A 12,756-nucleotide genomic window follows, 5' to 3' on the forward strand; every position below is an offset into this window, starting at 1 on the left:
TCGGAGCGGCGCCGCCGCGCGGCCGCCTGGTACCCGCCCGAGGGTCCCCGCGTGACCGACGACGGCCACCCCGCTCGTCGACGGTGCTTGCGACACCTCCCCGGGCAGGGGGCTGTGGCTGAGGGCGGACGGATCTCTCAGGTCCCGTTCCGCTCAGGTGGCCGGATATACGTCAGGGTGTGGTGGGAGACGAGTTTTCCGGCGGTGTCGGTCGTGTCAGCGGTGCCGTAGACGATCAGGCGGCCGGACCGGACGATCGTCGACTCGCAGACCAGATCGGTGCGCGCCGGGCCGAGGAAACTCGTTGTCATCTGCTGGGTGACGGACGGATCGTCTTCGCCGAACAGCGACATGATGGCGATCCAGCAGGTCACGTCGGCAAGCGTCATCGCGCACCCGCCCTGGAGGACGCCGCCGGGGCGGAAGAGTTCCGGACGCTGGGGTAACGAAACCTTTGCCTGGCCCTTCCCGACAGCTTCCACCTTGAATCCCCACCAGGGTCCGAAGGGGCTGTTATCGAGGACGGCTTGAGCGGCGTCGATATCCATCATCGACCGAACATAGCAACGTTACGTATGCCGATTGCGCAGATCCAGCGGAGCGGTGATCACGACCATTCAGGCCCAACGCCTGTGCCACACACGGCACTTCATGGTCAACTCGCCGATCAACTCTCTCGACATGATCCACGTATGCTCGCGGTGCGGGGAACCGGAAGCTGACCACTTCGGAGGCGAACGACCATGTCGGAACAGCGTGTTGTCCTGGTGACGGGCGGGGGAACGGGGATCGGGGCGGCCACTGCCCGGCTGCTGCGCGCGGCCGGGCACCAGGTCGTGATCTCCGGGCGGAGGCCCGAGCCACTGCGCCGGGTGGCCGAGGAGACCGGGGCGCTGGCGCACCCTTCCGACGCCGCCGATCCTGAGGCCGTGCGCGCGCTCGTGGAGGCGACGGTGACGGCGTACGGGAGGCTCGACGGTGTGGTGCTCAACGCCGGAATCGGGCGGGGCGGCGCGGTGGGTGACACCGAGGTCGAGGACTGGGAAGAGGTGATACGGACCAACCTCACCGGCCCGTTCCTGCTGCTGCGTGCCGCGCTGCCGCATCTGCTGGCGGCCCGCGGTGCGGTGGTCGCGGTCGCCTCGGTCGCCGCGCTCCGCAACAGCGTCGGCAACGCCGCCTATGCGACGTCCAAGGCGGGTTTGCTCCACCTGTGCCGCTCCCTCGCCGTCGACTACGGGCCGCAAGGGCTGCGGGCCAACGCGGTGTGCCCGGGGTGGGTGCGTACGGAGATGGCAGACCAGCGGATGGCGCGGTTCGCGGCGGAGGCAGGGCTGGCGGGCGGTGCCGAGGCGGCGTACGAGGAGGCGAACCGGCTGACTCCCGCCCGCCGGCCGGGCGATCCCGAGGAGGTCGCCGAGGCGATCAACTGGCTGCTGTCGCCCGCCGCGTCCTACGTCAACGGGGCAGACCTCACCGTCGACGGCGGAGTGACCACAGTCGGCGTCGGCGGCGCCGCCTTCGACCACCGCATCGAGGCGCGCACCCCACGCCTCTAGCGGACTACCGGACCGGCCCTGGCTGGGCGCTGCCCCGCGAATCGTGTGGGTGAGTGGGTGCTGACTGCCCGACCAGCTCCATACCCACCCAAGGATGACGGGGTCCGCCGCGTTCTGATGTCCCCCCTGCTCCAGGCGTTGTTGGTGGTCCGCCGCACCGCGCCGCACCCCACGATCAGGCCAACCGGCGGCGGCAGGCCGACAACACGCAGGACAGTCGTGTGCCACTGGAGCAGGGCGCGGCATCTCGGCGTGCCTTCGAATTCAGGGCAGGGCACGCCGCGGAACCCCGTCTGCTAGCGGCAGGCTGCCGGTTCGGTCGTCTGCGACGAGGTGTGCCAGCAAGATGCCCGTCGCACGTACGCTGAGAGACCGCGCAGCAGCGATCAAACGCGGGTGCTGATGTGCCGGCAGGGACAAGGCGATGCTGGATGCCTGGCCGGGCAGCCCAAGCGAGTAGGCGACGCAGACCTCCGTCCTGGAGTACTCCAGCAGGTCGAACTGCGCGGCATGCGGGCCGTGTCCGTCAAGCACCTCCACAAGGCGGCGCGGGTTGGTGATGGTCCGATCAGTGAGCTGGACCGATGGATAACGGGTCAGGTGCTCCATGCGCGACTCGAAGTCGAGCTGCGCCAGGAGACTCTTCCCCACGGCGCTCGCGTGCCCGGTGTCGCTGAACGGCGCCCATTCCTTCGCCGGGGGAGCGGTGCGGCTGTGGGCGGCCTCGTGGATGCGGATCTCACCGTCGCTGTAGCTGCTGAGATACACGGCCGCATCCAGCTCGTCACGCAGCTCAGCGAGCGTCCTCTGCAGCAGCCCGGGGTCCTTGCCCATGGTCAGCAGCATGACGGGGCCGGGACGATGAGCCCCTCCGACGGTGTCGACCAGACGCTGTTCACGAAGCCAGTCCAGCAACTTGATCGTCATGTTCATCGACAACCCCCCGCGCTGGGCCAACGTCCGGGTGTCGATCCCCTCCGAGCTGTTGATGAGGTGGATCAGATCGCGGGCTCGCTGTGCCGTCTGCCACCGGTCTGGCGAGGGTGTGGGAGCCGGGCGGCTGCGCGCCATGTCGTTGAGGACCGCCGGTCGCAGCGCGTTCGCCGACCACCACGGCTCCCCACCGGTGGTCCCCCCACGCCACGCGGCGGAGATCGCAGCAGGATGACCGCCTACGTGAAGGTCGGGGACCTGAAGGGCAGGCGCCCCGCTCCCCGGGTGAGCCGTCGCGGAGCAGGCAGCGGCGTCCGTCGCGGCCACCGCGGCCCCGCCCCGGTCGGGTAGGAAGCGCTTCGGCAGCCGCGGAGCAGGGACCAGAAACAGCCCAGGCTGCTCAGCCCGCGCCCTGGTGAGTTGCGACCTGCGGCCGGCTTCCCCTTCCGCCTCCGGCGAAGCGTCGTCAGACAGCAGCATCTCCTCGCGGATGCCGAGCCGCTCGCGGGCCTCGTCGAAGAACTCGACATCCTCGACCGTGGGCTCGGTCGGCTGGGGCTCGGGGCGGCGATGCGCGAGCGCCCTCAGCAACCGAGCCGCGTCGCCGTGCCCGAGGCGCGCGGCCTCGGCGATCAGGAACGTGGCCTCGCCTGTCCAGTCCTCGCCGGCGCGCAGAGCCACCACAGCGAGCCGGAACAACGCTCCCGGATGCCCGCAGGAGGCCGCCTCTCCCAGCCAGTTCGCGGCGTCCTGCAGTTCCTGACGGTCCAGCGCGCGCGACCCGATCCGGTAGAGCGAGTTCGCCCTCTTCCGAGCCGCAGCATCCCGCTGCACGGTGTTGGCCAGCTGACCGAAGTCCCCATCGGGGCGGTACCAGAAGTCAGGCGGCCCGACCAGCATCCCCATGAGCTGCACCAGCCCCGCCGGCAGCACCCGCTCCTCGCGGCTGCCACTGCCCTCGTCGAAGCGGCCCACACCCGTCACCTGTCCTTCTTCCATGTCTTGTTCCGGTGCTGGTCTCGGATGAACTCCCCAAGTGCCCGCCGCAGTTCGACCACCGCCTTGTGTCGCTCCCGGTGGACCCGATCCGCGGGTATGCCGAGCGCCGCTGCGATCTCGATGTCCTTGAGCCCCTGGCTCTGCCAGTACACGACCCGCTTCCGCGTGCTCAGCGACATCGCCTCGATCGCCGGCCAGACCAGGTCCTCCAGCGCGTCGTCGCCGGGCTCCTCGTCGGCCGCCAGCTCCGACACGCTCTCCAGAACCTCGTCGGCCAGCTCCAGATGACGCCTCGCGCGCATCTGGGAACACGCGAGGTTTTTCGCGGCTGTTGTCAGATACGCCACGATATTGACGTCTTCGTCCAGTTCACCGGACTGGATCCGCCGTGCGACGTTGAGGAAGGCCTCCTGCGCGATGTCCTGGCACGCCTCCAACGACAGCCTCTTCTCCGAGCGCCGACGCAGGAACAGCGGCATCTTCGTCATGTGCGTGGCGTAGTAGTCCTCCAACTTCTTACCTACGCCGCTGACCACCGCGTCGACCCGGTCGGTATGAGCCTCACCTCCTACCACTGAGCCCGCTCCTTGGAGGACGGACCGCCGGCGGCGGAACCTGCATGAACGATGAGCTCCACACGGTCTGCACCGGCGACTTCCACCACCACTGTCCGACCGTCGGGTGAGTACTCGCAGGACTGAACGGGGGGCCTGCGCCGCGCGTGGATCCGCTTCGCCCAGCGACGCTCCAGACCGGCAGGGGCCAGTGCGGCCACTACGGGTACCACTGCGCTCACCACGGCCGAGACGAGCCCGGCCCACTCGAAGGACGCCGTCATCTTGAGTCGATCTCCATATGCTTCAACAGGACGCGCGTGCGTCCTCGCCCCCTTGACGCTCCAAAAGCCCCAGTTCTCCCCCGGAGATCACAAATGATCAGTACTGACCGGCAGCTTTGAAGAGGTGAACGTTGCTGAGCGGCGGTACCGATTTACGGAGGCTGGCCAGGACAACCTCGGCACCTTTGCCGTGGTCGCCGCAGCGGCAGCGGCCGCGACCTGGTTGGGCATCAACCGCCGGAACACCCGCATGACGCACTGACGAACCTCGTCGCGCGCCGGCCCCTGTGACAGCCGGGACCAGACGAGAACTCAAGCACCGCAAGGGGTGTCAGGTCCTGGCGGAGCCGCACTCGCATATCTGGGTTCGGGTCCTCGTGCCCTGTTCTCAGCTCTTCAGCTGGAAGCAGGCCGAGCGCCGGGCCCGAGCCGGGAGAAACCCATGATGACCACCGACACACTCGCTCAGATCTCCGCCATCGGCCCCTACTTCAAGGTGTTCAGCGGGCCACGCCCCGATGCCGCGGACTTCTCGCCGCTTATCGACCTGCACAGGGAACAGGGAGCGCTGGAAGCGTCCGTCACCGCCATGGGCAAACGACTCGGCACCGACCAGCAACGACCAGGCGCGTTCCGCATGTCCCGCACCCGCCGCTGCCACTCGCCACCGCCCTACTGGCACGGGAGCCCCTCGCGAGCGCGGGCACCCTCACGCTCGACCCCCTCGAATACCGTCGCCACAACTGCTGCCTCTACTACCGGGTCTCGGGCTCCGGGTACTGCGACGAGTGCGTCCTCCACTGCAGGGGCCGTGCTCCACGCGGCGCCGAGCGCGTCAACTCCGCCACCACATAGCATCCTTGCGCCGAACGGCTGGGGATCCCGCCGCCAGGACGGCGTTGTGGGACGGAACCCATTCCTGACGGCGTCGAGGCTGTCATAGCGCACCACGGCTACCTCGTGGCCTGCGGCGTATGCGTGCCGCACGGGGAGGGAGCGGCGGTCGCCACAGCGAACTTCCACCGATGTATGCGGCCCTGTGCGCCCATCTCACAGCGCAATACACCTAGTACTCCAGTTGCAGATCGTGATCTTCACCGTTTGTGGATGGATCGCCGCCTGCATGCAGATCAGTTGTCTTGTAGCGCCCTGACGACCGTGATGGCCTGATCCAGCAAGTCGATGGGACAGCCCCAGTAGTCATAGATGCCGCCGCGGGCGCGGTTGCTGCCACAGACAACAAATACGCCGGTCCCCAGCTCGACCTTGAGGTGGGTGGCCAGCCAGCCGACGAAACCGCTGTTGTCCACATGATCGTCGAAGTGGAAGGAGAAGATTCCGAAGCGTTCGACGTCGTCGTCCTCCTGGGTGAGCGGGACCAGGCGGCTCCAGCTCTCCCGGTCCCGAACGACTGCCAGCGTCGCGGCGGTGAGAGCCGGCGGCTGGTCGGCCGGAGACTCTTCAAAGCACCAGACGCCGTCGTGCACGACGAGGTCAGCCTGAGCGATCTCACGGCGTAGCCGCTGCTCTGTCTGTTCTGCAGTCTCCATACTCACACTGACCATCAGCGAGACTCCTTGATTCGTAAGCCGTAATCCCACCCGGGGATCATCGTGCGATCGCCTCCGACGAGCAAGGTCGTGATCTTCATGTGGTGGCTGCTTGTCGTCGGTGGTGGCAGGCGCGTGCTCGGGCTTGGTGGTCTCGTCGCCAGCGGGACCAGTCGAGTTGGTGTGCCGTCGTGTGGTCGGCCGGACGGCTAGGGCGATGAAGAGTCGCTGGATCTCGTTGCAGGACAGCGGGGCCTACGGCTCGAACCATCGCATTGTCGCTCTGCTGTCTCGCGACGACAGCGGACTCACCGGCTGCGCAAGCCCTGCTCTCAACTGATTTCGAAGTTCAATGCTGTTGCGGCGGCGACAGAACAAGCCTGACATCAGAATCACCTTGGCGGAACGACCGTACGGATTCGGTAGCACGCCGGGCCAGATTTGCCGGTTCTTTACTATCCGGGCATTCGTGAATCGTGACAGATGCGGCCTCGGGCACCCAGGCGAGAGCGCCTTCCCGGGGCAATGGCAGAAATGCCAATGCCCTTGACAGGTCCGGGTGTTGACCTACAGGATCGTGATCACCGGCCACCGGGTGTGTGGTCGCTCCGTTTAGTTTCTTCGGCATCCAGGGAGAAAGTGCGAACGGATCCCTCCGACTTCACCGCGAGAGTCGTTCCTGGAGTTGAATTGCAACGCTTGCGGCCTTACGGGGCCTTGATTGCCGCTGCGGGAAGCTGGGGTGTGGCTACCGCCGTAGCGAAATACGCCGTGGACGGGATCGGCGCATTCACCACCCTCTTCATCGAGGTCGGCACTGCCGCGTCCGCGCTGTGGACCACCAGGCTGCGCCTGCGTCCCCGCAGGACCGTACCGCTACGCCACTACCTTTTTCTCGGATTGCTGGAGCCGGTGGTGGCTTACGGCGCGCTCGATCTCGGACTCCAGCACACCGGTGCCGCGGATGCCGCACTCCTGGACGGCCTGCAATCCGCGATGGTGCTGGTGATGGGGGTCGTCTTCATCAAGGAAGCCGTCACCCGCCGTAGCGTGGCGGGTGTACTTGTCGCCACCGTCGGCGCTGCGCTGCTGACCGGTGCACATTTCACCCTCAGCAGCAGCATCGGTGATGCGCTGGTCCTCCTGGGGGCTCTGGGGGCGTCGGCGTCGGTGATCGTGGTCAGCCGTCTCGCCGCGGAGGCGTCGGCACTGGAAATCACCGCCTATCAATTCGGATTCGGGTTCCTCTTCACGATTCCCGTCATGGCCATCGTGTGGGGCACCGGCTCCGAGAAGGTTCCCGGCCTCGCGCAACTGCCGCATGTCGCAGCCGCGATGGCGATCGGACTGGTCGGTTTCGCGCTGGGCTACCTCGCCTACAACTACGCGGTGTCCCATGTGGCTGTCGGCGTGGCCGGCATGGCCCTCAACCTGATCCCGCTTTTCGGTGTCGTGGTCGCTGTGCTGTGGCTCGGTGAGGATCTCTCCACTCCCAAGGTCATCGGTGGTGCGCTGATCCTCTTCGGAGTTTTTCTCTTTCCCTATGAAGCGGACACCGAGTCCTCTAAAGAGCCAGGAAAGTTGGCGCTTTCGGAAGTCACGATTCCTGAGGAGACACATTTGTGACGGGCGCCATCATCTATTTGCGCCGTGTAACCGGCATACGCGTACTTCCGTAAGCGTAATCTGCCCTTGCTGTGCCAGCCGTTCGGCCTCGACAGGCTTCCGACAACATCGACCGGCTGCGCGAGGCGATTGCGCCCGCCCCCGCCCCCGCCCCCGCCCCCACGCCATCGAACCCGGCACGGCGCCGTCCGTTCACCTCTTCAGCTTCGCGTCGGATCGGCTCTTCGGCGCGGAGTCCACCCGCCACCTGCACGAGCAGCTTTCGGCGGCCGCATTGACGGCGAGGTGCGAAATTCGGCAGCACTCCCGGCGGTGGGGCCTTCCGGCCGGCGTGGCAGAATTCCCCTATGTGCGTAGTGATTTTATGCGGTGGAGAAAGCTCCGAGCGGGATGTTTCGCTGGCCTCAGGCCGTTCGGTCGCCCAAGCTCTGCTTGAGCGGGGGCACGAGGTGGTGCTGGTCGATCCGGCCGCGGCGGTGCCGGTCCTGGCTGGACCGCTGCACCCTGGCGACGCGGTCGACGGAGTCAGTGTCGCGAAGGAACCACCGTCCCTCTCCGATCAGCAGCAGTGGCGGCGGCGCATGTACACGGCCCTGACGGAGGGTCCGGTCCTTGATCTCCTGCGCGGGGCGGAGTCCGTGTTCCTGGCGCTGCACGGTGGCTGGGGTGAAGACGGGCACGTGCAGATGCTGCTGGAAATGGCGGGCATCCCGTTCACCGGTGCGGGCAGCGCGGCGTGTGCGGCCGCCTGGCACAAGGGCCGGGCGCAGGCGGTGCTCGGTGCGGCGGGGCTGCCCGTGGTGGAACGGGCGCTGTGGCGGCCCGGGGACGGAGACGTACCCGAGAAGGTGAAACGACTGGTCGCGGCGGGTTCGGTGGTGGCAAAGCCGGCAGCGGACGGGTCGAGTGTGTCGGTGTACCGGGTCGACTCGCTGTCACAACTGGCCGAGGTCGCTTCCGAGGTGCGCTCCCGTGGCGTCGAGCTGCTGGTGGAGCCGTTCCTGCCGGGGCGCGAGTTCACCGTGGCCGTGGTCGGTGATCAGGTGCTTCCGGTGGTCGAGATCGAGCTGACGACTCCGGTGTGGGACTACGCGGCCAAGTACCAGCCGGGAGCGGTGAGCGAGGTGTGCCCTGCGCGGGTCCCGGCGGCCTTCGCGTCCCGGCTGCAGGAGCTGGCCCTGCACGCGCACCGGGCATTGGGGTTCGACGCTGACTCCTACTCGCGCACTGACTTCCGCTGCGACACCGGTGGAGAGCCGATGTGCCTCGAAGTGAATGCGCTCCCGGGCCTGACGGCAACGAGCCTGTTGCCGCTCGCGGCGACCGGGGCCGGCTGGATCTACCCCGACCTCATCCAGCGCATCCTCGACCTCGCGACGCGCTGACGCAGCGTACGTACGCCCTGCGCGCGTGCACCGGCCGCCGAGTGAGCGCCACCGGAGGTTACTCACACTCGCACAGCGGAGTTACGTGAACCTGCTGCGGCAGCGTCCGGTCCTGGTCCTGTGGCTCCCGAGACGCTGTCGGCCTACGGCGACCCCTTCTTCACCCTCGCGCTGGCGTGGGCCCAGGCGCGTGTGAGACGTATGTGGGATCAGGGGATCCCTGGGCTCCGTGGGCTGCGAGCGCCCCGACGGACGAACGTAGGGTGCCTCACGGCTGATCTGCGTGGCCGGTGGCTTCGCCCGCTGCGCCAGTGCACGCCGTACGGGAGCACTGGCGCAGCATCGACAAGGCTCCTGGCCCGCGGCCGGTGCCGGGACCGGCTGTGTCTGCAGGGCATCCTGTACGTGTTACACAACGACATCGCCTGGCAACTGCTGCAGAACTTGTTTGTACTCGACGCGCAGGTCGAGCGGGACGGGGTTGGGTACCCGGGAGGTGATGTTGCCCTGGGTGAGGTAGACGATCGCCCCGCCGCCGTACTCGCTACAGCGGACTCCACCCTGCTCATCGTGGACGGCACCTTGGTGCCCACCCGCGACCACACCATCGCCGAGCAGTCGAAGAATTACCGGTACTCCACCAACCATCAGGTCATGATCGACGCTGACACGCGCCTGGTCGGAGTGGTCGGCCGACCGCTTCCCGGCAACCGCGCCGACTGCAAGGCATGGGAGGAATCCGGCGCCAAGGCCGCCATCGGCAAGACCACCACGATCGCCGACGGCGGCTATCCCGGCACAGGACTCGTCATGCCGCATCGGCCGCACAATGGCGAAGAGCTGCCCGACTGGAAGCAGGCACACAACAAGTCCCACCGGGGGGGGCCGTCCGGGGCCGGCTCTCTCGGGGTTTGGGAACACGGGTCGGGCAGGCGAGGTGAGCGCGGATGTTCCTGCCCCGGCGGACCCGGGCCGGGGTGAGCCGGTCGGAGGTGGTGGGTTTCTCCAGGGCCGACGGAGGTCCGCGGCGAGGAGCCGGGCGAGCCGGAGCTGGGTGTGAGCGACGATCAGGATCCAGGTCCAGCGGTCCGCCGCCTCGGGAGTACGGAGTTTCGGGGTGGTCCATCCGAGGGTCTGCTTCGCGAAGCCGAAGGTGTGCTCCAGACCGATTGAGTTTTAACCTCTGACTACGTGTTGAGAGTTGCTGCGCGGCACGAATGGGCAGGTCGCATTGCTCTCAATCCCGCCTTCCCCCTCGACGAGGGTTTCGGGACACCGGCGGTGGGGCGCAAGGTCTGCCGGTGTTCCATAACGCCCATCCCGGCTCATGGGACGCAGCCACTATGGCCGACCCCTATGGCCGACCGCTCCTCGCGGACCGGCGGGAGCCGCCGCCACCCTCCGTGTCATGATCTGCGTGCTGCCCGTGCGCGGTCTCGGGCTGCCGTATCCACCCGGCCAGTAGCCGAAGCGCCTCTTCGGAGCTGGAGCCTGCCTCGGCGGTGTAGACACTCAGCCGCTGGTCCGGGTCGGCGGGCAGGGTGAGGGACTCGTAATTGAGGGTGAGCGGGCCGACGACCGGGTGGTGGAAGTGTTTGCTGCCATGCGCGTGCCGATACACGTTCTGGTCGGCCCACCAGCGGCGGAAGTCCTCATCCTTGATAGAGAGTTCGCCGACGAGTTCGGCCAGCAGCGGATCGTGGGGATGGCGTCCGGCGTCGCGGCGGAGCGAGGCGACAATGTCCTGGGCGTGGGTGTCCCAGTGGGCATACAGCGAGCGGGCGGTCTCGTCGCAGAACATGAACCGCACCAGGTTCCGCTCGCGGTGCGGCAGCGCGTCGAAGTCGGTGAGCAGCGCACGTGCCATCTGGTTGGACGCAAGGACGTCCAGTCGCCGCCCCAGCACAAGGGCGGGGGTGTGCTCAAGGATCCGGAGCAGGTCGCGCAGCCCCGGGCGGACCGGCTGCGGACGCGTCGCCGTGCGGCGGGGCCTGCCTGCGGCGGGCTTGGCGAGCTGGAACAGATGGGTGCGTTCGACGGGATCGAGGCGTAGCGCGCGGGAGATGGCGTCCAGCACGGACTCGGAGACGTTCAGTCGGCGTCCACGTTCCAGGCGTACGTAGTAGTCGACGCTCACGCCCGCCAGTTGCGCGACCTCTTCGCGGCGCAGTCCTGGCACTCGCCGCGAGCCGCCGTCGTCGGTCAGGCCCGCCTGGCGCGGGGTGATCCGTGCCCGCCGGGAGCGGAGGAAGTCACCGAGAGCTGTGTTGCGGTCCATGCCGTTCACGATAGGGCCCAAGATCGCCCCGACGGCCCGCGAAAGGGGGACTGGCAGTCCCCCGGTCCGGCTGTCCCCGGGGCGAAGCGGACCCCTCGGAATCCGATCAGCAGCCGATTCCGGTGCTGAAGTGGAACGTGTCGAGACCGGCCGGGACCTCACCGCCCCGGTCGGCCTCTGTTCACATCGCACGAAGGGAACTCCTGTGTCGGACACCAAGACATTCCTGATCACCGGCGTCAGCACCGGCCTGGGCCGCGCACTCGCGCACGCGGCGTTGGCCGCGGGCCACCGGGTGGTGGGCACGGTGCGCACGCCCGCCGACGCACGGGCCTTCGAGGCGCTCGGCGGCGACGCGCACGCCCGCATCCTGGACGTGACCGACCATGACGCGGTGGACACGGTCGTGGACGAGACCGAGCGCGAGCTGGGCCCGGTCGACGTACTCGTCGCCAACGCCGGGTACGGCCATGACGGCCTCTTCGAGGAGTCGTCGATGGATGACCTTCGCCGTCAGTTCGAGGTGAACGTCTACGGAACCGTGGCGGTGATCAAGGCCGTGCTGCCGCACATGCGGGAACGCCGTTCGGGCCACATCATCGCCGTCACCTCGATGGGCGGGCTGATCACCATGCCGGGCCTCAGCTTCTACCACGGCAGCAAGTTCGCGGTGGAGGGCATCCTCGAAACGCTCGGCAAGGAGGTCGCCGATTTCGGCATCCATGTCACCGCCGTCGAGCCGGGCAGTTTCCGGACCGACTGGGCCGGCCGCTCGATGATCCGCGCACCCCGTGTGATCGCCGACTACGACGAGCTGTTCGAGCCGCTGCGCGCCCGGCGCATCCACGGCAGCGGGCACCAGCCGGGCGACCCGGACAAGGCCGCGGCCGCGGTGCTGCGCATCGTGTCGGCCGACCAGCCGCCGACGCGCCTGCTGCTCGGCACCGACGCGCTTCAGCTCGTCCAGGCCGGACGCGACGCCTTCGAGCGCGACATGCTGGCATGGGCCGAGCTGTCGGCCTCCACCGACTTCGACGACGTCAGCCGCTCCGCCTGACGCCACTCGCTGTCGGGCCCCCAGCGCGGGGCCCCGACGGCGGCCGTCATCACCAAGCCGGCCCGCTCTTGGTCCACCACAGCCGGACCTGCTCGTAGCCGTTCACGCCACCCAGCGCCTCCTGGTAACCGGGTGGAGGTGAAAACTCAAGTCAGGCCGTGTATCGGAAGCGGATCTCATCAGGTGTCGAGCGGTAGTTCCAACAGTTCTTCTGGGGGCTGGAAACCGGACCGTTGCCAGAGGGGGCTGCTGCGCTGTGACGGCCAGACGATCAGAGTGTCGAAGCCGGCGCTGCGTGAGTGCTGTTTCATCGCCTCCAGGAGCGCCGAGCCTGCTCCCCTGTTGCGTTGCGACGGTGTGACGTAGAAGTTCGTGACGTAGCCGACCGGGGTGTTGTCGCTGTACGGATCCGGCATCCTCTCCACCAGACAGAGGAAGAAAACTGTCTCGTAACGAGCGGCAGCCGCTCGGTTTCCTCACCTCCGCCTGCATGGTCGCCGAGCGGCCCAGTGCGTCGGGCTCGCCGAACTG

Annotated in this window: 11 protein-coding genes and 2 pseudogenes; 6 read left to right on the plus strand and 7 right to left on the minus strand. The window is 67.8% G+C overall.

Annotation, left to right across the window (positions count from 1 at the left end; genetic code table 11):
* Positions 1–137 precede the first annotated feature (137 nt).
* Positions 138–551 carry a PaaI family thioesterase gene (locus tag STRTU_RS35310; protein WP_269777429.1) on the minus strand — a complete coding sequence of 138 codons (414 nt, stop codon included), beginning with the start codon at positions 549–551 and terminating at the stop codon, positions 138–140.
* 192 nt (positions 552–743) lie between these two features.
* Between STRTU_RS35310 and STRTU_RS35315 the strand changes: the two genes are divergently transcribed.
* Positions 744–1,559: an SDR family NAD(P)-dependent oxidoreductase gene (locus tag STRTU_RS35315; protein WP_159749470.1), complete on the plus strand. Its 816-nt coding sequence runs from the start codon at positions 744–746 to the stop codon at positions 1,557–1,559.
* Between the two features lie 264 nt (positions 1,560–1,823).
* Here STRTU_RS35315 and STRTU_RS35320 read toward each other — a convergent pair whose 3' ends face one another.
* The gene (locus STRTU_RS35320) at positions 1,824–3,491 is read right to left on the minus strand and encodes an IclR family transcriptional regulator domain-containing protein (protein ID WP_269777430.1); all 1,668 of its coding nucleotides are present in this window, start codon (positions 3,489–3,491) and stop codon (positions 1,824–1,826) included.
* Positions 3,473–4,066 (minus strand): RNA polymerase sigma factor, encoded by a 594-nt coding sequence (locus STRTU_RS35325; protein ID WP_269777431.1) that lies wholly within the window; start codon positions 4,064–4,066, stop codon positions 3,473–3,475. Before STRTU_RS35325 ends, STRTU_RS35320 begins: the two co-directional genes overlap by 19 nt.
* Positions 4,067–5,004: 938 nt before the next feature.
* On the opposite strand from STRTU_RS35325, the gene STRTU_RS35330 reads away from it, so the two are divergent.
* Positions 5,005–5,184: a (2Fe-2S)-binding protein gene (locus tag STRTU_RS35330; protein ID WP_246241713.1), complete on the plus strand. Its 180-nt coding sequence runs from the start codon at positions 5,005–5,007 to the stop codon at positions 5,182–5,184.
* Between the two features lie 275 nt (positions 5,185–5,459).
* On the opposite strand, the gene STRTU_RS35335 is transcribed toward STRTU_RS35330, so the two are convergent.
* Positions 5,460–5,894, minus strand: a complete 435-nt coding sequence (locus STRTU_RS35335; RefSeq protein WP_159749474.1) for a DUF6196 family protein — start codon at positions 5,892–5,894, stop codon at positions 5,460–5,462.
* A gap of 525 nt (positions 5,895–6,419) precedes the next feature.
* On the opposite strand from STRTU_RS35335, the gene STRTU_RS35340 reads away from it, so the two are divergent.
* From STRTU_RS35340 to STRTU_RS35350, 3 genes and pseudogenes are all read left to right on the plus strand, one after another.
* Positions 6,420–7,505: a DMT family transporter gene (locus STRTU_RS35340; RefSeq protein ID WP_269777432.1), complete on the plus strand. Its 1,086-nt coding sequence runs from the start codon at positions 6,420–6,422 to the stop codon at positions 7,503–7,505.
* Positions 7,506–7,852: 347 nt separating this feature from the next.
* The gene (locus tag STRTU_RS35345; protein ID WP_159749478.1) at positions 7,853–8,890 is read left to right on the plus strand and encodes a D-alanine--D-alanine ligase family protein; all 1,038 of its coding nucleotides are present in this window, start codon (positions 7,853–7,855) and stop codon (positions 8,888–8,890) included.
* A gap of 549 nt (positions 8,891–9,439) precedes the next feature.
* A pseudogene (locus STRTU_RS35350) lies at positions 9,440–9,769 on the plus strand (transposase); the annotation flags it as partial.
* On the opposite strand, the pseudogene STRTU_RS35355 reads toward STRTU_RS35350, so the two are convergent.
* Positions 9,770–10,054: pseudogene (locus STRTU_RS35355) on the minus strand (NF041680 family putative transposase); the annotation flags it as partial.
* A 190-nt stretch (positions 10,055–10,244) separates the two neighbouring features.
* The gene (locus tag STRTU_RS35360) at positions 10,245–11,168 is read right to left on the minus strand and encodes a helix-turn-helix transcriptional regulator (protein ID WP_159749480.1); all 924 of its coding nucleotides are present in this window, start codon (positions 11,166–11,168) and stop codon (positions 10,245–10,247) included.
* 205 nt (positions 11,169–11,373) lie between these two features.
* Here STRTU_RS35360 and STRTU_RS35365 point away from each other — a divergent pair, with 205 nt between their 5' ends.
* A complete protein-coding gene (locus tag STRTU_RS35365; RefSeq protein ID WP_159749482.1) occupies positions 11,374–12,225 on the plus strand; it encodes an oxidoreductase in 852 nt (283 codons plus the stop codon).
* 179 nt (positions 12,226–12,404) lie between these two features.
* Here the strand turns inward: STRTU_RS35365 and STRTU_RS35370 are convergent, their stop codons facing one another.
* Positions 12,405–12,641, minus strand: coding sequence for a GNAT family N-acetyltransferase (locus STRTU_RS35370; RefSeq protein WP_246241714.1), 237 nt, complete (start codon positions 12,639–12,641; stop codon positions 12,405–12,407).
* Positions 12,642–12,756: the final 115 nt, after the last annotated feature.

Origin of the sequence: Streptomyces tubercidicus (genome assembly GCF_027497495.1) — a bacterium.
Lineage (GTDB): Bacteria > Actinomycetota > Actinomycetes > Streptomycetales > Streptomycetaceae > Streptomyces > Streptomyces tubercidicus.